The organism is Saonia sp. (genome assembly GCF_056326165.1).
This window is the reverse complement of sequence record NZ_JBWFBN010000002.1, coordinates 237,730-261,501: the sequence shown is the minus strand read 5'-3', so window position 1 is coordinate 261,501 and position 23,772 is coordinate 237,730. Positions and strand designations below refer to the sequence as shown.

Here is a 23,772-nt window from a genome sequence, read left to right as displayed (position 1 = left end):
TATCGCCAGAGTTAACATTTTGTCCATCCTGCTTACCATTTAAGTATATGATATGGTATTGGTATCGCCTCCTGCATCATCCGTATCTATTAAGGAAAGTATTTGATACTCACCATGGGTAACTGTTGTGGCAGCAATCGCAGCACTGGACTGAGTGGGCGCTCCAAATAAAGGAGGGTTATTTTCTAAATTAAACTGTTCTGTATCATCTGTATGCCCATCACGATATTGAAAAATAACATTGTTACCTGTTACATCGGAGTTTTGGGTATATACGATATAAGCAGTGTTAGAATCCACATCCAAATAATCATCAGCACTTGTTACACCTGATCCTGAAGCTAGTAATCTATCATTGTTATCAATATCTACTACAGAATTAAAATTCAATGTATTTGTAAGTAACCTTGCATCGTCTGCAGCTTCCGACTCAAAAAAACTGAGTACAGGATTGCTGGTTTGGTTAATCCACTCGTCTATGGTATTGTTGTTTAAAGTAACAGCCGCACCAGACTGCTTAGTACCAGAATCAGCCTTAAGCCAAATGGTCAAGTCTGCGACTTCCCCACCTGGGCTTGTAGGTGTTATGGGAAAGCCATCACTAAACTCTGACACAGAATAACTTAAGGTGTTCACCATTAAAGTTGCTGTCCAAAATCCTTGGTTTTCTCCTCCACTATCAATAGTAACCGTATTTAAACCCGTTGCTAAATTGGATGCAGTATATACATAGGTACGTCCTTGATAGGGCGTATCGTTGGGTTTATTGGTATAGAATTCTACATCGCAATCTGTGCAAAATGCAGGCAGTGTAAAGGTAACCTCATAGCTATTACCACCCTGTGGCGTAGATGCCGTTATAACAGGTGCATCACCATCTATATGTTGTAAATCTACATTAGCATTTGTGTTGTTATTAATACCTCTGCTTCCATTATTATAAAAGGAGTTTTCTGAAATCACAATTCCATCAGGATAGTTATCTACATAAACACCGCTTCCATTATTATTGGCAAAAGTATTACCCGTAATGGTTACATCTCTATCTCCATCACCATCATAAAGCCAAATACCATGACCACTGCCAGTATAAACACTATTGGTAAAGGTGTTGTTGGTAATGGTGAAATCTGATGCAGCATTATTTGTATCAATCAACAGACCCGCTCTACCATTGCCATCAAAAGTAGAATTATTGATAAGAATATTTGTCCATTCCCAATCATTATAAAATTGAATACCATCTTCATAACTCGCGCCGTCACCAAACCCAAGTAGATTACAATTTTCTAAGGTTAAGTTTGCAATGTTCCGATTGATATAAATACCATCTTCATCGGCTCCACGTACGGTAACATTGGTTAAAGTTGCTGTTTTTGAAGTCCCAAAATTTACATCAGCTCCAAAGACAATTCCATAGTCACCATCATTGGTGCCAGCAATCTCTGTAAGCTCCATATCTACAAATACATTGGTCATAATTAGACCATTTAACGTACTCGAAAAACGTATACCTTGTGAAGTACCCGTTCCATAACTATTATCAAAAGTGGTATCTGTAATTTCAATATCTGTAGCAACACCAACGAATTCAATTCCGTATATATCACATTTTACGTTGGTCTGTTCTATAGTTATATCTGTAGCCGTGCTATTAAACCTAATTGCATAGTCTCCGTCATTATCTCCTTCATTGGGCATAAACAAGTCTATATCACTATTTTGTATGGTAATATTGTTTGCCCCCAAATTGAAGTAAATACCATGTGAAGCACCCCCACCTGTATCTGATAAATTAAAATTATCTATTACTACATTATCAGTTGTTCCTGTAAAATAAACACCAACATTTCCCGCTTGTAGCTGTGTCATTGTAAAATTACGCACCACAATGTTTGAGAAATTACCAGCAAAACGAATTCCAGCATTAAAATAATTTCCTTCACTATTAAGCGCTACCATATCTTCTATGGTAATATTTGATAAATCACCTTCAAAACGAGAAACATCAACTCCAGTATCCATAATGGTGAAACCTCTATAGGTTTGGTTACTTGCAGTACTAACAAAAACATCTATAGAGACATCAACACTAACTGTATTATTAGCATCAATAATAATCTTACTTTCGCCATCTATGGTTACATTTTCAGACGCTATAGCAGGTAAGCTAGATTGTAAGACTATAGTGCCACTTACCGTAAATGTAATATCGTGTGGCCCTGCTCCAGCTGCATTTACATCTGTAATGGCTTGGCGTAAAGACCCAGCCCCAGCATCGTTTAAATTGGTTACAGGGAACGTACCTGCCTGTATGGACAAGGGAAGTAAAAACAAAAGGAAAGCCAAAAAAAGAAGGGTTTTTTGTTTAATTACTGTTGTAAATTTAGAATTAGGTGTCTCGGGAAATCTTTTGGTACTCGTTTTCATAATTTGTTGGTATTTTGTACGAACAGGAAACGAATATCAATATTTTAGTAATCATTTTCTTACTTTTGTTGCATGATAAGACTATTTATGATGTGTAATTATCTTAATTTGTTGTGAGTAATTTACCTTTTATCCTAATTATTGGTCGTTTATCGATAAAAAAGTGTGTGCCGTATAATAAGGAGCATGTTCTTAAAGAAGAAGAATTTTTAAACAAGAATATAAATCCGAAATTGTAATTCTTGGAAATAAAGAAGTGATTTGCTTTCACAAATCACTTCTCTGCTTTGTCGGGGTGACAGCACTAAATTACCTGCCACAATGCGTTAATTATCAAATGATTACGCTTTATTTTTTTTACTCTTAACCGAAGTCTAAACTTGGTTCAAAATGGCATAAATTGACGCAAATTTTATGTGTCTTTTACATCCGTAAAAATAAAAAATATTTGCTATATTATTTATATATATTTATGCCAATGTATTACTACACCTGACAAGGTGATAAATATCATAGAAAACAATGCTATATTAAACTAGTTTCATTTATGAAACTATTAAAGAATAGCTTTTATGTGGCTGACTGTTTTATTGATTATATACATTATTATTGCTCTTTTTATAATTATAAGTCTTCTAATAAATGGAGTGAGGCCATCAAAAACTTTGGGGTGGCTATTGGCAATTTTCACCATACCAGTTGGTGGAATCTTATTATATCTTATGATTGGCCGAAATAGAAGAAAACAAAAACTATTTCATTCAAAAAAAAATGAAAATACCCTCTTGGTACATCAAGATATTTGCAATTCGGATTATCTCTATGAAGGAAATAAAAAAATTGTAAATCTCATTAAAAAGAATACTGGTTATGCTCCTACTCTCAACAATGAGCTAACTCTTTTGAAGAATGGGCAAGCTACCTTTGAAAGTATTTTTAATGCCTTGAACAATGCAACAGATTACATCCATTTACAATATTACATTTTTGAAGAAGGTATGCTTGCAGATGAACTCTTAGTAGTATTCAAAAAAAAAATAGCCCAAAACGTTAAAGTAAGATTAATATATGATAGTATTGGCAGTTATTCTTTGAGCAAGTCTTATCTAAAAAAACTAAAAGCTCTTGGAGTGGAAACATATTCTTTCCTTCCATATAGGTTTGGTAGATTTCTGTCTTCATTAAATTATAGAAATCATCGAAAAATAATAGTTGTAGATGGTGAAATTGGTTTTACGGGCGGTATAAATATTTCAGACAAATATTTAAAGGGTGATCCCGCTTTGGGCACATGGCATGATATGCACATAAAAATCATGGGATCTGGGGCTTTGTATTTAAATCAAGTTTTTTTGAATGATTGGTATTTGGTATCAAATCAAAATATAGCTTTAACTACATCTATTAAACATAATGCCGGTATAAAACAGGCTATACAAATAGTATCAAGTAGTCCTGATGATGATTTTTCTATCATTGAGCAAGTTTACTTCTCAATTATTACTGAAGCAAAGGAGTATGTTTACATTACTAATCCTTATATAATACCTAGTCAAGCAATTCTGCAAGCATTACAAACTGCATCTCTAAGTGGAGTAGATATTAGGTTATTAGTCTCAGAAAATGCTGATAGCACCATTGTAAGTTGGACGGTGAAATCTTATTTTGAATCTTTTTTAAAAGTAGGGATTAAAATATTTTTATATCCTGATGGGTTTTTACACAGCAAAATAATTGTAAGTGATAACAATATAGTGTCCATTGGAACGGCCAATGTAGATAATCGCAGCTTTCATCAAAATTATGAAGTAAATGCTTTAGTGTACGATGCTGATTTTGCAATTAGGTTAAAGCAAAATTTTCTAATTGATAGTGGAAAAAGTAAGGAACTGCAATACGAAAACCATATTCAAAGACCATGGGTTCATAGACTTAAAGAAGGTGCAGCTAAAGTTTTGAGTCCTATTCTATAAAATCAACGTTTCGTAACCAAGTTCGTTTTCACATTCTTTTCCTTCCAACCAGCATATTAGGTTAAAATATGTAGTTTCTGCTATTTTTTCTAAAGCTTCAAATGTTATATAAGCTTGATGAGGCGTAAGTAAAACATTTGGAAAGGACAACAGTTTCTTAAGACTTTCATCGTTTATTCCTGTTTTTGAATTATCTCTAAAAAATGTTTCTTTTTCTTGTTCATATACATCTGTTGCATATGCAGCTATATTTTTGTTTTCAATAGCTTCTATAAGTGCTTTGGTATTTACAATTGCACCTCTAGCTGTATTAACCAGAATTGCCATTTTCTTCATCATTTCTAGTTCTTCCGTGTTTATAAGATAATGAGTATCCTGAGTCAATGGAACATGTAAACTTATTATATCTGACTTTTTACACAAATCTTCCAAACCCATATATTCTACACCATATTGGTGAACAAGTTTTTCATCTGGAACTAGGTCATTAGCAATTATATTGCATTCAAATCCATGTAATAATTTTACCATTACCTTACCAATTCTTCCTGTACCAACTACCCCTACAATTTTATTTTTTAAATTAAAACCTAGTAGTTTGTCCTGGGTAAAATTATAATTGTGTACCTGTTGGTTTGCTATCGCTATTTTTCTATTTATAGACAATAACAAAGCAATAGCAAATTCTGCAATGGAATGTGGAGAATAATTTGGTGCATTAGCGACTTTTAACCCTAAACGTTTGGCAGATTTTATATGAATATTATTGTAACCAACAGATCGTAAAGTAATATACTTTACTCCCAATGCTTTTAGTTTCTCCAAGACGAGCAATGAAGCATCATCTCCAGAAAATATTGATATAGCATTAAAACCAGCAGCTTGTATAGCAGTTTGGCTGTTTAAAGCATTACTTGTATACGTTGTCTTAATTCTTTCATCTTTCGCTTTATTCAAAAATGGAATTTCAAAATCTTTAGCGCTATAGACCAGTAATTTCATTTTTTTGCTCTTTTCTGAAAATTAAATCCTGTTCTTCCATTGCCAAAACTATCAATCTTACATAGTCATCTACTGTTTTATCAATATTCACGGGATCTGTTATATCTATTGCCCCTCTCCATATTAATTCACGCTCCTTTCCAACACATATACAGTATAATGAGGTTTCTGAATGATATACTTTGAACTCATCATAATAATCTGAATCATAATAAATTCCTTGGTGGCCAATATAATCATCATGAAAATTTCCATAAATTTCATCTATTTCTGATAATCGCTTTCTAAAAATTCTTTTATTTTCAGAACCAACAACCTTAGTAAAAAGGATTGCATCAAAATCTTTATCCAATAACTGTTGTTCTACTTCAGAAAGTTCTTTTTCAGATTGTTTACTTGTAGTAAATTTAATATCAAAAAGGTCTATGCTTCTATAAGACTCTACCCCACGTTTGGTAAATTCATTTTTTAATTCTGTTTCAAATTTTTCTCTTGCAGTTTCATTTTGTGTCATCCCAACAATAAGTACCTTATATGCATCAAATAAGATAATATCTGGATTTTTCCAATTACTTACTATGTGAGTCGAAGAACAGCCTGAAAGTGTTATAATTAGTAAAATAAAAATCTTTTTCATCCTTTTTAATTAAATTATTGTTACATGTAATCTATTTGAGCAATTTTTTTTGTTTTTGTTTTTTCATAAAGCCTGAAACCAACTTAAACAATTTCTTTTTCAATATCCTATACTCCATAACATACTGATTTAAATCGCTAAGCACACTTCTATGGGTATCTCTATATGCTTTTTCCATCTCCAATTGATCTACATCATCTACCATAATTTCCAATTGGTTTCCATGCAATTGTACTCTTTTAAATAGGGGTACTAATTTTTTTTCCAAATCCAACAACGAATTCACCAATCCCTTACTTTTCACATAATTCTCAGAATCCAAAAGTTGGAGTGTATAAGATTTAATCAAATCATTGAGAAATAACTGTTCATCCTTTATAAAAGTAAGTTGGGAGAACCAATTTCTATATTGATTATGCATTTCATCAGCACTAAGCCATTCAACATAAGTATACTCTCTTGTTTCCATAATAATTTAAATTTAAAAAGACAGCAAACCCAATTTTAAATTTGCTACTTAAAATTAGTTAAGCAACCTCAATCATTCTTTTTGATTTCTCTTTATCTTCCTTTTTTAAGAGATTCAATTTTAAAATTCCATTTTTATAGGTAGCCTTTACATTTTTTGTATTATCTATAGTATTTGGAAGTTGTATTGTTCTTTTAAAGGAATTAAAATTAAACTCTTTACGAGTATAATCATCTTCCTCTTCTACCTCTTCATTACTTTTTTGTGCAGATACTTCTAACACATCATTTTCCATAGTAATTTTAAAATCTTTCTTGTTAAACCCAGGAACAGCCAATTCTATTTCAAAATCGGAATTATGTTCCTTTACATTCATTGCGGGTGATGACTTTTCTAAATTGAAAAAATCATCGTTCAAAAACTCTTCTCGATTAAAAAAATCCACTAAACTATCGTTCCATGGTAATCTGCTTCTGTTAAATTTAATAAGTGACATAGTATAAATATTTTAGATTAACATATAATACTTTATTCTTTTCTAAATTAATGCTCAGATTTAAAAACTAAAATGACATATATCAGTTCCTGCCATTAATAATGTACCTTATTATGCTGGCTTTCGTTTTTTTAATATACCTCCAGCATAATTAAACACATCTGATTTTAAAACTTTAAAATTTTCAATACAATTAACTACCTCAGCTTTAATTTTGCTGTGTTTTTGATAATATTCCAAATCACAACTATCCGTGGTACACTCTATCATTCCTCCCAGATTACTTTCGTGCTGGGAAATAAGGTTTCTAACTTCTTGCTTGTTTAATTTTGCTTTTCGTATTCTTTCTAAATAACCTTGCAAACGTTCAAATAAATTGGGAGTATTGGGCTGAAAAACATAAGAATTCAATAAATGGTCAATGAATGTGATTTCATCATCCATAAATTGTAAATTGGACTTCCATATTTGGGACTCCCAATGTAATTCTTCTACTTTCTTTGTTTGGTTATTATTTGCGTGAGTGTCTTCCATGGTTTTTTGTAGCATTCTATAAAGCTACATTTTGTATAAAAACACTAAAATGACAAAGGTCAGTTTTCTATTATTTTTATACGTAAAAAGTAGTACTTCCAAATAATTTAGGGATTTCTATCCGCCAACCCAATGAATCTTCAATTTTTATTCTAAATGTTTGTAAAGCTGTTGGTTCACCATGCATCAAAAATACTTTCTCTGGTATATTTTTTATACCATTTAACCACTGTATAAGCTCCACCTGATCTGCATGAGCAGAAAGACTTTCCAAGTGTTGAATCTTAGCTTTTATGGGTATGTATTTTCCAAATATTTTTATTTCATGCGCTCCTTCCAGCAATTCTCTGCCACGGGTACCTTCTGCTTGATAACCAACCATAAGGACCGTGGTTGAAGTTTTATCCAAAAGCTGTCGCAAATAAGTAAGCACTCTTCCTCCCGTAACCATACCACTTCCCGCAATTACTATTTTTGGTCTTTTGTCATCAATTGTTTCCCATGTTTCTCTATAAGAACTTATGATATTTATATGTTTGCACATTGCTTTATATTCTTCTATAGGCAAGTGATGCCAATCAGGAAAGGTTTTAAAAACAGAAAGTACATTGTTTCCCATTGGACTGTCTACAAAAATGGGAATATTAGGAATACGATTCCTCTTGTATAATTTCCATAGCAAATACATAAGTGACTGTAACCTTTCAATAGCAAACGAAGGAATTATTAAATTACCCCTATTATATATTGTTTCGTTGATAAGAGAAACCAAAATATCCTCTACATTTTCCTTGGGATGAAGCTTGTTTCCATAGGTGCTTTCCATAAATATATAGTCTGCCCATTTTGGCCTATTTGGCGGGTCTAGCAAATAATCTGTATTTCTACCAATATCTCCAGAAAACACAAAAAGCTTTCCATAGATTTTTATTTCTATAAAAGTTGCACCAATAATATGTCCATTATAATTAAATCTACACTTAGTATTATTTCTTAAGTCAATCCAAATATCTTTTTCAATGGGTTTAAAAAAATCAAAAACTTTTTCTGCTTCTTTAAGTGTATAAAAGGGAAGTGCAGGATTGTGTTTAGAATAGCCTTCTTCATTAGCTTTTTTTGCTTCCTCTTCATGAATTTTAGCACTATCCCTCAATATGATTTCCGTAATCGCCAAAGTAGGAGCGGTGCCATATATTTTTCCATTAAATCCTTCTTTGACCAATCGTGGCAAATACCCTGTATGATCTAAATGGCCGTGTGTTAAGAGCACAACGTCTATTGCAGAGGCATCTATTGGCAATTTGTTCCAATTAATCTCTCTTAACTCCTTAAGACCTTGAAACATACCACAGTCCACCATTATATTTAATTCTGGTGTTTCCAAATAGTACTTGGAACCAGTTACTGTTTCTGCCGCTCCTAAAAATTGAACTGTAACTTCTTTCATAAGTCTCTCAAAAGTTGCACAACAGGTCTATTTCTTCAAGTACTTTTTTCTTTCTTACTTCAGACATTCCCAAATAATCCAAATAGAACCTGTCCTTTATAAGTTGTCTACAAAGGACAACATCTCTACTCAACAAAAACTGCTTATCCCTATTGGTGAGGATTGTGGACACCGTTATAGGATAAAGCCCTAATCTATCTATTCTATCTTTTAAACCATTTTCATGTGGATAATCCCAGCTTAAAAGAAACAAATCAGCACATTTACCATATGCAAGGGCATCTTCTGTAAAACGTGTATTAGTAACTACCCATCCCCTATCCAATTTTTGAACTTTATTACCTTGTAGATTATATTGCTTTTTTATATCATTATATCTAGAATGTATATATAGTGGAACTTTTACATTACAATTACGCCCTTCTTCACTGTGAAATTTACACTCGATTAAAACCTTTAGATTGTTTTTGATTGCTACAACATCTAATTCGTGATTTACACAAGCACCATATAAGATTATATTGGTTTCCGAACTATATCCCGAATATTGCATAACTGCATTGATAAATTTTTCAAAAGGAAAACCAGTCGGGCCCAATTCATAGATAGCTTTCTTAAGCTTGTACTTGGATGCTAAAATGGATTTGTTTTTCTTAAGCAGTGCAAAAGCCCTATTATATATTTCCCTGGTAGTAATACCATCGTAAAGTTCATTTTGAACTATTTCAACTATTTTCGCTACCAAACCATCACTGGCTCCACTTCTTCTCAAAGAATTTTTCAATTTGTCTATGGAAAAAAATGCTTTGCTTCCAGAAGATTTAATGACCTCTATTTCTTTATTTTTCATAAATTAAATGGTACATAAAAAATGATTGATAAAAAATTTCCAATCATTTTTGTTTTGCAAAATAGTCTTTAACCAATGCTTTTACTTGATTGTTGGTCATACTATCAACTTTCATTACTGTTTTTACCTTTTGATTTAGTAAAGGATAATTTTCCTTTAATTCTTCTCTAAACTTTTCATTGGTATCAGCTGGGCCAAAAATTGCCACGGCATCAGCACTATCAATAACATTGGCCAATTTTTCAAAATATCGCTTTAATTGATGTTTTTCCCTTTCCAGATATTTACTGTCTTGCACAACATCCTGTGGTCCCCATTTAGTAGTTTTGGTACGAGATCCCCCTTTAGGGTTAAAAAATTCCAATTCAGACATAATAGTTTTAAACTTTTCATCCTCATTTACCAATGTAACCACGTGTGCTTTTTCTTTATCTAACCAAATTCCTATATTTTTCATTTTATGCCTTTTTAGTTATTGTCATTTAATACCAGCACTGGAGTATTAGTATTATACCCAATTTCTTTAACTAATGGATTCGAAAGCAAGCTGTTAAAAAAACGATGCTTCTTGTTCAAAAAAGCAATCATGTTACTTCCCCTACTCTCAACAAATGCCATAATTCCTTTACTAACTTTAATATTGGAAAGTGTATGTATACTATAGTCCATCCCCTCTAATATATCTTCCAAAAGTGCTTTATTATTTTCCTGCTTTTTATTTAAGCGTTCTTCTTTTGAAACATGAAGGATACGAATACTAGATTTATGTGTTCTGGCAATGTCCAAAAGATAATTAAGTTCTCTTCGTTTAAAATCAGTTTTATAATCTGTGGGAAAAACTATTTCTTTTGGAGGTGAAAAGCTATAATTTTCAGGTACCGCAATTACTGGGCAATCCGTAACCTTTTCCATTAATGTTACTGCATTGGTGCCAAAAACAACAGATGATGAACCTGTGTTACCCTTTGTGCCCATTACAATAATATCTATGTCCTTTTTATCTATTATATCTTCAACCGCGAATAACACAGAGTTAAAACTGGAAATGGTGTGAATAATATGTTTTGGATTATCAGGATGCAGCTTTAATATTTCAGTTAATTTCTGTAATCCTTCTTCAGAGTGGCTTTTTGCTGTTTCATACAATTTTTCTCCAGGTTCTGGAACCATCATACTATCCAAGGAATATCCTGAGATATGATATGCGTTCAAAAAATAGAAATCACACTCAAAATCATTATACAAATCCATTGCATATCGTGCAGCATTCAAAGCATTTTTAGAAAAATCGGTGGGTATTAATATTCTTTTTTTCATGATGTTTTTTTAGGTGTTATATAAAGTTATAATCCTAAATCCATACATACCATGATATATATCAGTCTTCAGTGGGAATAACCACAAATGGAATGTTCAGATAAAAACTAATATCAAACACTACGGATTCTTTAAATATTTTTTTAAAAAAATTATGGTGATGATATTCTAAAAGAAGCATATCTATTTTTTCTTTTTCAATGAATTGATTGATTGTTTCTGCTTTGGTTTTCTTATAAGGTATTATATACTCATGAACTTCAAAACCTTGTATTCTTTCCAATAATTCATTTTTATTTTCAACTTGATTGTCCTTCAAATTATAATCTTTATCTAGATGCAATACATGTATTGAAGCCTTAGTAAATAATGCCATATCTTTCAGACTCTTCAATATATTAGAAGCATAGTTTTTCTCATAATTGGTGGTAAATGCTATCTTTTTTGGTGATTTAAAATCAATCTCTTTTGGAACACAAAGTACTGGACATGTTTTTATAGTTTTTATTACATGAATAGTATTGCTCCCTAGGAAAATTTCTTTCGCACCGGTTTTCCCTTTATTGCCCATAACAACAAAGTCAATTTCTTCTTTTTCAACAACCTTTTTTATTCCATCCAACAAGTTATTGTTGATTGATATCGTTTTATAAGTATGTAAGGAGTTACAAGACGTATCAAGCATAATTCTATGATAGGTATGCTCCAATTCTTCTTGGGACTCGTCTGTCAATATATGCAGTAGTTTTTTTTTCGTTTTCTTATTTATCTCTTTTATTGGTGTATGTTCATCATAAGCATTAAGAATATAAAAAGTACATTCTTCTTTCTTAAATAGTTGAGACGCATAAAAAAGTGCATTATATGCATTATTAGAAAAATCTGTTAAGGCAAGAATATTATACATGGTACTAGTTTTTAAGAAAAGGTGGAAACACCATAAATGGAATCTTGGTATGAAAACCTATTTGCTTGATTACAGATTTAAGAAAAATCTTTTCTATAAAAGCATGGTTATTTTGAATCATTACCAAGAGATTTATTTTGGTTTTTAACTGAAAATCGTTGATTGCCGAAATAATTTCTTGATCAGGCATTTCATGAACTAAATAAGAAGTATTCTTTAAAAGTTCTTCCAGTTTAGTTTTATTAATCATTTGTTCATTGGTTAAATCATATCCAGAATGAACATACATAACATTTAATCTTGACAGATGTGTCTTAGTCATATCCAATAAAATTTTTAAATGGTCTTTTTGGTATTTAACCTCAAAATCTGTGGGGAACAAAATCTCCTTAGGTTTTTCATAACTAAATTCTGGAGGTATGACCACAACTGGGTTTTTGGCCTTCTTTATAACATGTATGGCGTGGGTTCCCAAAAATATTTCTTTGGCACCAGTTGCTCCTTGGGTTCCCATAATAATAAGATCAATATCCTCTTTTTCACCTACCTCATTTATCTCATCAACCAAAAGATTAAAAGCGGCATGTTCCACAAATGTGTGTTTATTATTTTTGAATTGCCCTTTAAGTCTTTTACTGGTTTCCATTAATTGGTTCATAGAAGATTCTTGATATATATCCCCCAATCCTATTTGTCCTGGACTATGCAACATATAATCTGCTCTATATATAGCAGGAGAATACGTATGCAACAAATAAAAAGTACATTCGGTTCCCGCAAATAATTGGACTGCATAATCTATTGCATTGTTGGCATTTCCAGAAAAATCTGTTGGCAATAATATACGTTTCATAATATTCTTTTTAAATTAAGTATATCAAAACTAGGATATGAGCATAGTATAAACCATGATATATATCAGTTCGCAAGCAACACATTTTAGTAAATTGCATACGCACAAAAAACAAAGAAATGAAAGGAACTTTTAAGTCTATAATTAATTCTAATATACCTGTTCTAATAGACTTTTATGCAGATTGGTGTGGCCCTTGTAAGGTGCTTGCCCACATTTTAGAACAAGTAAAGGATGAATTGGGAGATAAGGTTAAAATCGTGAAAATTGATGTGGATAAAAACCCGTCAACAGCTAGAAAACATCAAGTAAAAGGTGTTCCAACTATGATTTTGTTCAAGAAAGGAAAACAGTTGTGGAGACAATCTGGGGTATTACAAAAAGCAGATATTGTCAACATAATAAATTCATTCCATTAAATTGATAGTCTTTGAATGATTATAACTGAAGGTGACGAATGTCATTTAATTCATCAGAATTGCTTTTTATCTTTATATACTTCACCTTAATAAAGAAAGTATGAGCAAAATAAATAAAAAAAGATTAGGTCTAGATCAATTATATTTTAATACAGAAGAATACATTTCTGAACTGCAATTCTATAAAGATGATTTAACTTTCCTACAACACTTATTGGATAAATATTTTACTCAAATGATTAAAGTCGAAAATCTTGATGAAATGCGTGAAGCAATGATGAGGCTACAAGATTTAAGATATAGTGGTAAAAGATTATTAGAAAATAGTAAGCAACATATATTAAAATTGTCTAAAATTATTGATGGCACTTCTAAAATAGATTATAACGAAATTTATTCCGAACATAATATTTTAGAAAAAAGTATACATTACTTTAAAAAGAAGTTTAGAGATACAAAAACCGAGCTTTTTAGTATTGCCAATCATGTAATGGAACTACAAAAATTAGAGAAAAAAATAAAAGAAGAAAAGTGATTATAATAAAAATTAAAAGCTGAGAACGAACTCAGCTTTTAATTTAGAATACTTAAATAATAGCCTAAGCAGTTGCTTCCTCTTTACTTCTATTATTTCCTATTTTTTCAATAATCTCTGGTACTCTTTCAAATAAAGAAGCTAATCCTTTGGTTTTTCCGGCAGCAAGAAACGAAATTTCATCGTCCTTACTTACTAAAAAACCAATAGGCTCTATGCCAACTCCTGCTCCTGCACCCATTCCCTGTCCAGAACGAGTTTTAGATTCAGTTCCTTCTCCACCTCCAGAACCAAAACCCATTCCTACCTTAATAACGGGAACACATTTAAATTCTCCCAATTCAAATTGTTCTCCTACTACTGTTTCAGTCTTTGCTTCAGACTTAATAAAATCAGTAATTTTTCCTAATAACTCTTCAAAATGTAAATCCATAATTTTATTATTTTATTTGTGAATAAATGATTTAAGTATATATATTAATCTTCCTTGTATATGTAGTAATATTTTAATTTGTCCATCATAGTTTATATAAAAAATTTCTTTTCTATAATTTAAAATGAAAAATATCGGATATAGTTTTGCGTTCATTACAAAATCCCCTGTATCTATGTTTAAATAAGTTTTTTTTAATTTAAAGGACTTTAAAACTTTATATAGCTGGTTTATTGTTATTTTTCTTCTTTTCTTTTTAATATTTTCCTTCTTTTTATTTTTCACTTTACTATTATTTCGTAAAGGGTAGAAATAAAAGGTTAAAAAAAAATCCTAGCCTTAATTCTCAATAGCTCTATTTCATGAGTCTCAACACTTAACTTAATCAAACCAGGGAGTTTAATATAATATTGGTTTGTATCAGTTTCTATGGCCAAAATGATAGGTATAAACAAGAAGTACAGGATTGTAACTATAATGAGGCCTAAAACAATAGTTAATAACATGACCTTGATTTTTATATAAAGTAATTTGATTTATATAAATACGACAATGACTTAGGTCATTTAAAACGTATTTTTATAAAAAAATAAATTGTTCAACTAATTATAGCCAATACTCTCCCATGCAAGTGCAGCTGGTCCCAGTACCGCATGTGAACTTGGGGATGTAGATATCAAAACTTTGATTTTTTTCTTAAAGGCGTTAAAGAGATTTTCTTCTAGAGCAGAAACAACAGGCTTTAAAAGTATTTCCCCAGCTTGGCTCAATCCTCCAGCAAGAATAAACGCTTCTGGGTCTATATGCGCTGCCGTGTCTGCCATTTTTCTTCCTAAAATTTTTCCAGTATAATCAAAAGCCTTAAGCGCAATAACATCTCCATTGTGGGCAGCTTCTGATATTTTTTCTCCGGACAATTCATTAAAACTCATATTTTTCAATGATGATTCAACGTTCATTTGGGAGATGAGCTCAAAAATTGTTCGCTTCATACCCGTTACGGAAGCATATGTTTCCAGACATCCTTTCAGGCCACAGTTACATTGCCTTCCATTTGGAAAAACATTTACATGGCCCAATTCCCCAGCCATACCGTTTGCCCCAGTAATTAGCATTCCATGACTTACCAATCCACTTCCCAAACCAGTTCCCAAAGTGAGTACTACAAAATCTTTCATCCCTTTGGCCATACCAAAATGCATTTCTCCCAATGCAGCAGCATTGGCATCATTTGTAATTGTAAGTGGTAAATTCAGAATTTTTTTTATACTATCTGCAATTGGAATATAGTCCCCCCACTTAAAATTTGGAGGAAACTCCATTTGTCCGGTATTGAAATTTGCATTGGGTGCACCAACACCTATGGCTAATATTTTCTGGTCCTTAACGAGTGTAGACTGAATATTGAGGATCTCACTTTTTAGTTTTTTTAGAAATAGAGAAAAAGACGATTGGGCATGGGTATCAAAAAAGCTATTGGTTAAAATGTCACCCTTTTGATTAACTAAACCAATTTTAGTGTATGTGCCTCCTATATCTATTCCCAAAACATAATCTAATTCCGCTTTCATTTATATTTATTATTAGTAATAGTTACACAAAGAGACTAAAGAACAATAAACTTAGGAATGACATAAGTCATTTTACGGATAAGTTCATTGATATACCTTTAAACAAAATCATATTATGAGAACATACGCTAAACTTAAAAATTTCACTTCTCCAGATTGCAAAACAATCATTTTGAGAAACCTGAGTAGAATAATGGACATTAGAATAATAGACTTGGATGAAAATGATAATGCAATTACTTTTTTACATAGTTCATTAAAAGCTATAGAAAAAGTAAAAAAAGAATTAAAAAATATTGGGTTTCCCATATATAGTCTCCAAACTAAAGATATATGTTCCAATGAAAATGAATTTCATTCCAGAATTTTAATAGAATCTTTTGCTTAAAATTCTAATCTACTAAATGTGAGACAAGTAATGGTACTTTGGTGTCAAAAGCCATTTTATTTACAACATTTTCATGCGTAAGCTTTTCAATAAAACCATGCCAATATTCCAAGATAGCAACCATTCCTACTTCTTCACTTTCATCAACCATTTTATTTATTGATTGTGAGATTTTTGATATATAATTTACTTCAATCATTTGGTAGGGCACATGTTTTAATTTTTCTTCCAAAACCTCTTTAGCTTTTATCTGTTGAGAACTTAATGGTTCATTTATTTTCACATGAGCAACCACAATTTTAGACTTCCATATTTTTGATATATTAATTATTGGTAACAACTCATATTTTTCATATATATGTTCGTACCCAGTTGGAAAAATAATTTTGTCTATGTTGTTGAACACATAGTCCTCTGGAACAGCTATTAATGTGCAAAAATCTATCTCTTTTATAACCTTCGTAGTATTACTTCCAAGGAAAACTTTTTTTAAACCAGTAGCACCTTTGGTACCCATAATAATATAATCAATACCTTTTTCTATAACTATCCTACCTATTGCATTAAGTAAAGAATCAGCTATGGCCATTGTTTCAATTTGATGCTTTTTAGTATTACATTTTTGTTTAATTCTTTTTAAAACATCTTCCAAATCTCTTAATGCTTCACTTTTTATTGATTTAAATAAACGAGTATCCCGTTCCTTATTTATCCTACCAATTAAATTTGATGCGCTTGTATGGTAAGCATGTAAAATATAAAATATACATTCTTCATTTTTAAAAAAACTAATAGCATACTCAATGGCATTCCATGAATTTTTAGAAAAATCTGTTGGCAATAAAATTCTTTTCATAATTTATTTTTCAATTACGTTCTGGCAATACCAATAAAGGAATTTTTGTGTTAAAACCAACTTTTGCAACTACTGGCTCTTGAGTCAACTTTTCCATAAAAGTGTGTTCATAATGAATTAATACAATCATATCCGCTTTCCTTTCATCACAATAAGCAGAAACAGCTTTTGCTACAGTAGACTTAATGTTTACCTTATGAAAAGAATAATCCAAGTCTCTTAACCTTTGTTTCATTATTCTTATATTGACTTGTTGATCATCATTTAGCTTAAATTCTTGGGCCACATGAAAAATTAAAACTTTGGATTGCCATAATTTGGCCAATTCCACTAATTCCGAAAAGCAATTTTTTGGAAAAAAATGTGAATACTCAGAAGGCAGTACAATGGTTTTAAGAGCTAAAAAATTAAAAGAGCCAGGAACTACAAGAATGGGACAGTTATTTACCGTTTTAATAGTTTTGACGGCATTACTGCCCATGAATACCTTTTTTGCCCCTGTTGCTCCCTTAGTGCCCATAACGATTATGTCCAAATCATTTTTTTGTACCAAATCCTTAATCACATTTTCTAAATACCCATGCCGTGAAACAATCTCAAAAGAATGATTGGCATTAATGTAGTGCTCATTTATATAACCCAGTATCTTCCCTAGTTCTTTTTGTGAATTTTCTTGCATGGATTCATATACCATTCCCGCTCTTATGGAGCTCTTACTACCAAGAATATTTTTGGTCCTGGGTTCATATACATTTAATAAATAAAATGTGCATATTACATCTGAGTATAATTTTAATGTAGTAAAAATGGCATTCCATGCATTCTTTGAAAAATCTGTTGGTAATAGAATGTGCTTCATTTTTTAACTGATTTTAAGTTATCTGGGCAAGTTTTGCATTACTAAAAAGGGGATTTTTATTTTAAGGCCAATTTCATCAACTGTAGATCGGTATAACATATCTTCTACAAAAGAGTGTCTGGAATTTACCATTACCAACATATCAATATCTTTTTCTTTAACATACTCAAGAATTGCATCAGCTTTATTTTTCACTTTAGTTGTTTCAAAACAAAGACGAGCCTTGTAAAGGGACTCTTTTAAAAAAAGTTTATTGTCCAATTGTCTATTGTTCAAGACATCAAAATCTGAAATGTAAAGAGAATGAAGCTCAAATTTATATTCGCAAGCCAAATCATTTAGCAGTTTTAGCTCTCTTCTTTTATAGGGCAGCATATAATCTGAAGGGAAAAGAACTTTTTTAGGATTCCTGTAGTCAAAATCATAGGGAATTGCCAAAACAGGGCACTGTACATATTTAAAGACTTGAACCGTTTGACTGCCAAAAGTGACATTCTTATTTGATGTTTGTCCTTTGGTTCCCATTACGACAACATCTATATTTATTTGATTTACAAAATCATTTACCGTGTCCACAAGGGAATCAAAAGATGATATTGTTTCATATTGATGTTTCGGATTTTTAACCGGATCATTAATTTTATTTAAAATAGTGTTTAGCTTTTTGTTGGATTCTTGCTTAGCTTTTTCCTTATGCTCTTCAATGGAAATATCACTATTCTTAAATAAACCATACACCTCATCTCCATATGAATGTAAAAAATAGAAATTGGTCCTTTCGCATTTATATAGCTTCAGGGCATATTCTATGGCATGCATTGCATTTTTTGAAAAATCTGTTGGAATCAATACTGTTCTCATACATCTTATTCTTTATTCAAAAATATGCTTAAGAACTTGATGCTACTATGATAATTGTCAGTTCAACAATGTTAAACAAAATGCTATTCGTGGATTACAAAAAGAGGTATAGTTGTATGAAAGCTTACTTTCTCAACTAAAGTGTCAAACAATATTTGTTGGAGAAAATTTAGATTTTTTGCTACCATAATAATCATATCCACCTCTCTACTTTCAACAAAACACTGTATCGCGGAAGTAACTTTTTTATTGGTAATGGTATGAAAACTAATCTTATTAGGGAATTTTTCGTGCAAAAAATCATACAAATATTCTTTGTTTTTTTTCTGGGCTTGGGTTAGTTCCGCTTTTATTTTGGAAACATTCATCACCCTTAAATTCCCATTATTTATATGCAAAATACCAGAAATAGCATCCAAAATCTTATGAGAATAAAAAATATTATAATCAGTTGAAAAAGCTATTTCTTCTGGTTTTTTATAATCTACTCCTTCTGGAATAATAAGCGCATTGCACTGTATTTTAGTAATCACATCCCCAGAATTACTCCCTATTATATTTTTTCTTAGACCAGAAGCACCTTTTGTCCCCATTACAATTAGGTTGATTTTCTTTTCTAAAATGTGTTTCCTAATAGACTCAATGAAGAAGGCATGGTCATGTATAACAAAATATTTATGCTTTTTGTTTGTATATGTTGCTTCGACCAATTTTAAAAAATCATTTAGCTTTTTTTTTATTGGAATAGTATGTTCCTCCTCTATTTTCTCCCGGTGTTCAATAGAAATAGGTACTTCAGAGGTATCTAAATAATCACTAATATGTAACAGGTAGAAATTGCAGTTCTCATTCTTATATAATTGTTGAGAATACTTTAATGCATTCCAAGCATTATTGGAAAAATCTGTGGGAATTAAAATATTTATCATTGCACTAGATACTATCGTTGCAAATTTATATTTACTTACATTTTTAAAAAATGACAAATGTCATACTTATTAGAAATGTAATTCCTATAAAAGTATCTATACAACATGTTTAAGAGATTGAAGCTCCAAAATTCTGATATTTCTACCTTCTATTGTTATAAATCCATCTTTTTTAAACCCAGAAAGTGTTCTTATAAGACTTTCAGTTGCTATACCTGCTACACTTGCTAAATCACTTCTAGAAACTTTAATGGCTTCATTTGGGTTTTTATTTAATATTTCTGCAAACTGTAGAAGTGTTTGAGCGGTTTTCTTTCTAACAGAGCTATAAGCCATATGTAATAACTGCTCCTTTATGTTTGATATGTTTTCAGATAAAAGCTCCATCAACTGTAAAGAAATTGTGTGGTTTTCCTCCAAAATATTCTTTAAAACTTCTTTTGAGACACCAGCAAGCTTTACATTCTCCACTGCAGTTGCAGATTCTTGGTAAGGAATATTTTCAAAAAACGAAGTAAAACCTAAAAAATCATCTTCAGGATGTAAGGAAGTCGTTAGCTCTTTACCATCTTCATCCATTTTATGGCACTTTACTGCTCCTGCAAGTATCAGGTATATTTTATTGGAATGATTACCTTCACTATATATAATATCATCTTTTTTAAATGTAGATATATCACCAGTATCATCAAAGAAATTTTTTAACTCATTTAAAGTGCGTATTTGTTCTTTTGATGAGGAAATCTTACTTTTATTTTCACTTATATAAGCAATAAGTTGTGCTTTTGCAAGTCTACTTTCAATAGCACTAATTAAATCCTCTTCTTCAAAAGGTTTAGTCAAATAATCATCGGCACCCATGTCCATTCCCATTCTTATTTCCTTACGTTCTGTCTTTGCTGATAAAAAAATAAATGGAATATGTTTAGTACTTTCATATGATGCTAATTCCTTTAGCACTTCATAACCGTCCATTTCGGGCATCATAATATCACAAACTATAATATGTGGGGTGTATTCTTTAGCCAAATTCACGCCCAATCTACCATTCGGAGCTGTAACCACTTCATATCCTGACAGTTCTAGCAATTCAGAGGTGTTCTCCCTCAATGACATATCATCCTCTATTAGTAAAATTTTTTTCATTGATGTAGTTTACTATTATTTAGCGGTATACATATTGTGAATTCTGTTCCAATTCCATCAGTGCTTTTAAAAGTAATATTACCTCCCAAATTTTCCAAATGCCCTTTGGCTATATTTAATCCTATTCCAGTACCATGTGTAAGTAAAGCATTTGTTGCTCTAAAATAACGATTAAAAATAAATTTTTGGTCTTCTTTTGGAATTCCTATACCCTTATCTATTATGCTAATTTTAATATGTTCTTTGTCTTTACTTACTTGTAAATCAATAATTGAATTTTCTGGAGAATATTTTATAGCATTATGGACAAGGTTAGATAAAATCAATTCTAAAATTTTCTCATCAAATTCAATTGTAATTTCATCAATATTGGATGGATACAAAATTTGTTGCCCAGTTTTTAAAAGCATGTTGGCATTATAAATTACCTCATTCACTAACTTACTCAAAGGAAATAATTCCACTTTGTAATTTACTTTTCCAGATTCTAAACGTTCTACCGATAAAAAATCGTTTAAAATATTGTCCAAATACTTTACCTTATTTTTAATTGTAGTAACATGTTTATTACGTTTTTCTTGCTGTTCAGTCAGTGTATATTTAGAAAGGAGTGTAATAGATGTTAGAATACTACTCAAAGGGGTTTTAAACTCATGAGAAACCAAAGAAAGAAATTTAGTTTTTAAATCGCTTAACTCCTTTTCTTTCTTCAATGCATCTTTTGCTTTCTTTTCTGCTTCTTTTCTTAATAATACTTCAGTTGTTAATTTATTGATTGTTTTCTCCAGCTCTTTGGTTCTAATTTTTATTTTATTTTCAAGATTTACATTTAATTCCTTTATCTCTAATTCATATTTCTTTCTTTCTGTGACATCTATGACAAGCGCCATGACATATGTATTTCCATAAATCTCAAAAGGATTTAACCCAACTTCTACATGAAATTGCTCTTTGCTTTTTCGTATTCCATAAAGGTCTATACCTTGCCCCATCTGCCGTTTACCAGTTCCTTTCATAAAACCATTAAAATGGTTTCCATGCTCAGGGTGATATTTAGGAGGTATTAAAATATTCAAAGGTTTCCCAATGAGGTCTCCCCTACTATAGCCAAACATTTCATTTGCAGCTTCATTTGAAGCAACTATTATTTGTTTCTTATTAACAACAATTATTCCTTCTGAAACAGCTTCAGAAAGTAACTTGAATACATTACTATTTTTCTCAAAAACCTTCATGCTTTAAAGTTAAAAAGTAATAAATGATTAATGTCATTTTTACTACTATAAATACCTTATACATTTATCAATATAAAAAAAGGAATATGAATTATTCAAAAAAAATTAAAAACGAAATGTACCAAAATCTTGGTAAAGCATTTTACTCAGTAGCAATAGCAGATAAAAGTATCCATAGTAAAGAAATAGATAAATTAAAAACTATAATAAGGGAAAAATGGTTAGACATTGATGAAATAGAAGATGAATATGGTACAGATGCTGCATTCCAAATAGAAACAGTTTTTGATTGGCTCCAAGAATATGAAAAAGATGGGGATGCTTATTATAGAGAATTTTCAGATTTTTATAAGGAACATAAAAGTATATTTACACCAGAAATAAAAAAATTGGTTCTACATACAGCGCATTCCATTGCTAATGCATTTGCAGGTAAAAATAAATCTGAATTAATTATGTTGGGGAAATTACAATTGCTTATGGATAAAACTATATTTTAAATGTCATCAAAGGCAAAATGGCATGATTAGCTAAATCCTCCCCAATACTTCTTGAGAAAAAATAGGAAAGACCTTTACGTCCATGGGTTGCAATTGCAATAACATCCACATTATTATTATCACTAAAATTTAAAATACCATCCTCCACATTATAATCATCATAAATAGCCACATTTAAATTTGGTTTTATCTTACCCTTAAATCTAGTTATTCGCTTTTGTATTTCAAAAGTATTTAAAAATTGATTCCCAGGAGTATTTACATATAGAATTTCCAATTCAGCTGAAAAAAAAGCGGCTATATTGTTGGCTTTTTTTAAAGCATTAATACTTTCCTTTTTTAAATCTGTAGCAAAAACAATTTTATTTATTTTAAAATTATGATTCGGGACTTTAATTACCAAAACAGGAACTTCTGAAGTTCTAACTACCTTTTCTGTATTAGATCCAACAAAGTCCTCTTTAAATCCTTTGGTTCCATGTGAACCCATTACAATTAAATCAATCTTTTGCTCTTTAGCCACATAATTAAGTTCATTAAAATCTTTATAATTCTGTACTATTTCAGTGATTTTAATTCCTTTTGTATAGGGTTTATTTAAAAAATCTTTGAAACGTTTTTTGGATAGTTTCATATAATACATGGCCTCTTCATATTCTTGTGCTTCATTTTTGGCATATACTGCCTCCGAAAGCCCCATCATATGAATTACAATAATTGATACTTTTTTTTCTTTCGCAATACAACATGCTATTTCCAAAGCATATTCAGAATATTCAGAAAAGTCAACAGGTACCAAGATATTATTCATTATGATGCTTTTGAAATATTTCTTTACGTTTTCTAAGTTGTCTATCCAAATCATGAATTGTGGCAACTACCGCCTTTTCAAAATCGTCCTCATCTGATTTAGCAAAAATTCTTGGTCCAGGCGCACTAACTTCCATTTCGCAAATTTTACCCTTCCCAGAAGGGTCTTTTTCCAATTTCAAGAATACTTCCGTCTTAATAACCCAATTATATTTCTTTGCCAGCTTTTGAAGCTTGTTATTAATTATAGTACTTAATGATTCACTTGTTGGCATATGTACATACTGAATATTGACTGTCATAATATTTGTTTTA

28 protein-coding genes are annotated in these 23,772 nt (G+C 31.0%); 5 read left to right on the top strand and 23 right to left on the bottom strand.

What is annotated here, in order from left to right:
- Positions 1-39: 39 nt before the first annotated feature.
- Positions 40-2,430 carry a right-handed parallel beta-helix repeat-containing protein gene (locus tag AC000W_RS03890; protein WP_474746194.1) on the bottom strand — a complete coding sequence of 797 codons (2,391 nt, stop codon included), beginning with the start codon at positions 2,428-2,430 and terminating at the stop codon, positions 40-42.
- A gap of 572 nt (positions 2,431-3,002) precedes the next feature.
- On the opposite strand from AC000W_RS03890, the gene cls reads away from it, so the two are divergent.
- Positions 3,003-4,403: a cardiolipin synthase gene (gene cls / locus AC000W_RS03885; RefSeq protein ID WP_474746192.1), complete on the top strand. Its 1,401-nt coding sequence runs from the start codon at positions 3,003-3,005 to the stop codon at positions 4,401-4,403.
- Here the strand turns inward: cls and AC000W_RS03880 are convergent.
- The 11 genes from AC000W_RS03880 to AC000W_RS03830 form a co-directional block, all read right to left on the bottom strand.
- On the bottom strand, positions 4,398-5,405 hold the full coding sequence (locus tag AC000W_RS03880) for a 2-hydroxyacid dehydrogenase (RefSeq protein WP_474746191.1): 1,008 nt from the start codon (positions 5,403-5,405) through the stop codon (positions 4,398-4,400). The genes cls and AC000W_RS03880 overlap by 6 nt on opposite strands.
- Positions 5,386-6,042 carry a hypothetical protein gene (locus tag AC000W_RS03875; protein ID WP_474746189.1) on the bottom strand — a complete coding sequence of 219 codons (657 nt, stop codon included), beginning with the start codon at positions 6,040-6,042 and terminating at the stop codon, positions 5,386-5,388. Before AC000W_RS03875 ends, AC000W_RS03880 begins: the two co-directional genes overlap by 20 nt.
- 31 nt (positions 6,043-6,073) lie before the next feature.
- Positions 6,074-6,511, bottom strand: a complete 438-nt coding sequence (locus AC000W_RS03870) for a hypothetical protein (protein ID WP_474746188.1) — start codon at positions 6,509-6,511, stop codon at positions 6,074-6,076.
- A 58-nt stretch (positions 6,512-6,569) separates the two neighbouring features.
- Positions 6,570-7,007, bottom strand: a complete 438-nt coding sequence (locus tag AC000W_RS03865; protein ID WP_474746186.1) for an Hsp20/alpha crystallin family protein — start codon at positions 7,005-7,007, stop codon at positions 6,570-6,572.
- Between the two features lie 111 nt (positions 7,008-7,118).
- Positions 7,119-7,541 carry a hypothetical protein gene (locus AC000W_RS03860; RefSeq protein WP_474746184.1) on the bottom strand — a complete coding sequence of 141 codons (423 nt, stop codon included), beginning with the start codon at positions 7,539-7,541 and terminating at the stop codon, positions 7,119-7,121.
- Positions 7,542-7,617: 76 nt separating this feature from the next.
- Positions 7,618-8,988 carry an MBL fold metallo-hydrolase RNA specificity domain-containing protein gene (locus tag AC000W_RS03855; RefSeq protein ID WP_474746183.1) on the bottom strand — a complete coding sequence of 457 codons (1,371 nt, stop codon included), beginning with the start codon at positions 8,986-8,988 and terminating at the stop codon, positions 7,618-7,620.
- Positions 8,989-8,995: 7 nt separating this feature from the next.
- The gene (locus AC000W_RS03850; RefSeq protein WP_474746181.1) at positions 8,996-9,838 is read right to left on the bottom strand and encodes an ATP cone domain-containing protein; all 843 of its coding nucleotides are present in this window, start codon (positions 9,836-9,838) and stop codon (positions 8,996-8,998) included.
- A 43-nt stretch (positions 9,839-9,881) separates the two neighbouring features.
- Entirely contained in the window at positions 9,882-10,295 is a 414-nt protein-coding gene (locus tag AC000W_RS03845) for a hypothetical protein (protein WP_474746180.1), read from the bottom strand.
- A gap of 11 nt (positions 10,296-10,306) precedes the next feature.
- Positions 10,307-11,155 carry a universal stress protein gene (locus AC000W_RS03840; RefSeq protein WP_474746178.1) on the bottom strand — a complete coding sequence of 283 codons (849 nt, stop codon included), beginning with the start codon at positions 11,153-11,155 and terminating at the stop codon, positions 10,307-10,309.
- Positions 11,156-11,216: 61 nt separating this feature from the next.
- Positions 11,217-12,062, bottom strand: coding sequence for a universal stress protein (locus AC000W_RS03835; RefSeq protein ID WP_474746177.1), 846 nt, complete (start codon positions 12,060-12,062; stop codon positions 11,217-11,219).
- A 4-nt stretch (positions 12,063-12,066) separates the two neighbouring features.
- Complete coding sequence (locus tag AC000W_RS03830; RefSeq protein ID WP_474746175.1) at positions 12,067-12,915, bottom strand: universal stress protein; 849 nt, start codon at positions 12,913-12,915, stop codon at positions 12,067-12,069.
- A gap of 119 nt (positions 12,916-13,034) precedes the next feature.
- Here AC000W_RS03830 and trxA point away from each other — a divergent pair, with 119 nt between their 5' ends.
- Positions 13,035-13,334 carry a thioredoxin gene (gene trxA / locus AC000W_RS03825; protein ID WP_474746173.1) on the top strand — a complete coding sequence of 100 codons (300 nt, stop codon included), beginning with the start codon at positions 13,035-13,037 and terminating at the stop codon, positions 13,332-13,334.
- Between the two features lie 100 nt (positions 13,335-13,434).
- The gene (locus AC000W_RS03820; protein ID WP_474746171.1) at positions 13,435-13,869 is read left to right on the top strand and encodes a hypothetical protein; all 435 of its coding nucleotides are present in this window, start codon (positions 13,435-13,437) and stop codon (positions 13,867-13,869) included.
- A gap of 64 nt (positions 13,870-13,933) precedes the next feature.
- Here AC000W_RS03820 and AC000W_RS03815 read toward each other — a convergent pair whose 3' ends face one another.
- The 3 genes from AC000W_RS03815 to AC000W_RS03805 all read right to left on the bottom strand — a co-directional run bounded on the left by AC000W_RS03815 (position 13,934) and on the right by AC000W_RS03805 (position 15,873).
- A complete protein-coding gene (locus tag AC000W_RS03815; RefSeq protein WP_474746169.1) occupies positions 13,934-14,302 on the bottom strand; it encodes a GerW family sporulation protein in 369 nt (122 codons plus the stop codon).
- 12 nt (positions 14,303-14,314) lie between these two features.
- Complete coding sequence (locus tag AC000W_RS03810; RefSeq protein ID WP_476658665.1) at positions 14,315-14,587, bottom strand: hypothetical protein; 273 nt, start codon at positions 14,585-14,587, stop codon at positions 14,315-14,317.
- A gap of 317 nt (positions 14,588-14,904) precedes the next feature.
- The gene (locus AC000W_RS03805) at positions 14,905-15,873 is read right to left on the bottom strand and encodes an ROK family protein (protein WP_474746167.1); all 969 of its coding nucleotides are present in this window, start codon (positions 15,871-15,873) and stop codon (positions 14,905-14,907) included.
- Between the two features lie 115 nt (positions 15,874-15,988).
- Between AC000W_RS03805 and AC000W_RS03800 the strand changes: the two genes are divergently transcribed.
- Positions 15,989-16,261: a hypothetical protein gene (locus tag AC000W_RS03800; RefSeq protein ID WP_474746165.1), complete on the top strand. Its 273-nt coding sequence runs from the start codon at positions 15,989-15,991 to the stop codon at positions 16,259-16,261.
- 4 nt (positions 16,262-16,265) lie between these two features.
- On the opposite strand, the gene AC000W_RS03795 is transcribed toward AC000W_RS03800, so the two are convergent.
- The 6 genes from AC000W_RS03795 to AC000W_RS03770 form a co-directional block, all read right to left on the bottom strand.
- Positions 16,266-17,117, bottom strand: a complete 852-nt coding sequence (locus AC000W_RS03795; protein ID WP_474746163.1) for a universal stress protein — start codon at positions 17,115-17,117, stop codon at positions 16,266-16,268.
- Between the two features lie 10 nt (positions 17,118-17,127).
- Entirely contained in the window at positions 17,128-17,976 is an 849-nt protein-coding gene (locus tag AC000W_RS03790; RefSeq protein WP_474746161.1) for a universal stress protein, read from the bottom strand.
- Positions 17,977-17,994: 18 nt separating this feature from the next.
- A complete protein-coding gene (locus tag AC000W_RS03785; RefSeq protein WP_474746159.1) occupies positions 17,995-18,837 on the bottom strand; it encodes a universal stress protein in 843 nt (280 codons plus the stop codon).
- An 83-nt stretch (positions 18,838-18,920) separates the two neighbouring features.
- Positions 18,921-19,766: a universal stress protein gene (locus AC000W_RS03780; RefSeq protein WP_474746157.1), complete on the bottom strand. Its 846-nt coding sequence runs from the start codon at positions 19,764-19,766 to the stop codon at positions 18,921-18,923.
- Positions 19,767-19,862: 96 nt separating this feature from the next.
- Positions 19,863-20,912, bottom strand: a complete 1,050-nt coding sequence (locus AC000W_RS03775) for a response regulator (RefSeq protein ID WP_474746155.1) — start codon at positions 20,910-20,912, stop codon at positions 19,863-19,865.
- The gene (locus tag AC000W_RS03770) at positions 20,909-22,147 is read right to left on the bottom strand and encodes a PAS domain-containing sensor histidine kinase (protein ID WP_474746153.1); all 1,239 of its coding nucleotides are present in this window, start codon (positions 22,145-22,147) and stop codon (positions 20,909-20,911) included. The genes AC000W_RS03775 and AC000W_RS03770 overlap by 4 nt, the downstream gene beginning before the upstream one ends.
- An 86-nt stretch (positions 22,148-22,233) precedes the next feature.
- Between AC000W_RS03770 and AC000W_RS03765 the strand changes: the two genes are divergently transcribed.
- Positions 22,234-22,647, top strand: coding sequence for a hypothetical protein (locus tag AC000W_RS03765; protein WP_474746151.1), 414 nt, complete (start codon positions 22,234-22,236; stop codon positions 22,645-22,647).
- On the opposite strand, the gene AC000W_RS03760 is transcribed toward AC000W_RS03765, so the two are convergent.
- The gene (locus AC000W_RS03760) at positions 22,637-23,458 is read right to left on the bottom strand and encodes a universal stress protein (RefSeq protein ID WP_474746149.1); all 822 of its coding nucleotides are present in this window, start codon (positions 23,456-23,458) and stop codon (positions 22,637-22,639) included. The two genes, AC000W_RS03765 and AC000W_RS03760, sit on opposite strands and share 11 nt — an antisense overlap.
- A complete protein-coding gene (gene hpf, locus AC000W_RS03755; protein WP_474746147.1) occupies positions 23,451-23,759 on the bottom strand; it encodes a ribosome hibernation-promoting factor, HPF/YfiA family in 309 nt (102 codons plus the stop codon). The genes AC000W_RS03760 and hpf overlap by 8 nt, the downstream gene beginning before the upstream one ends.
- Positions 23,760-23,772 lie beyond the last annotated feature (13 nt).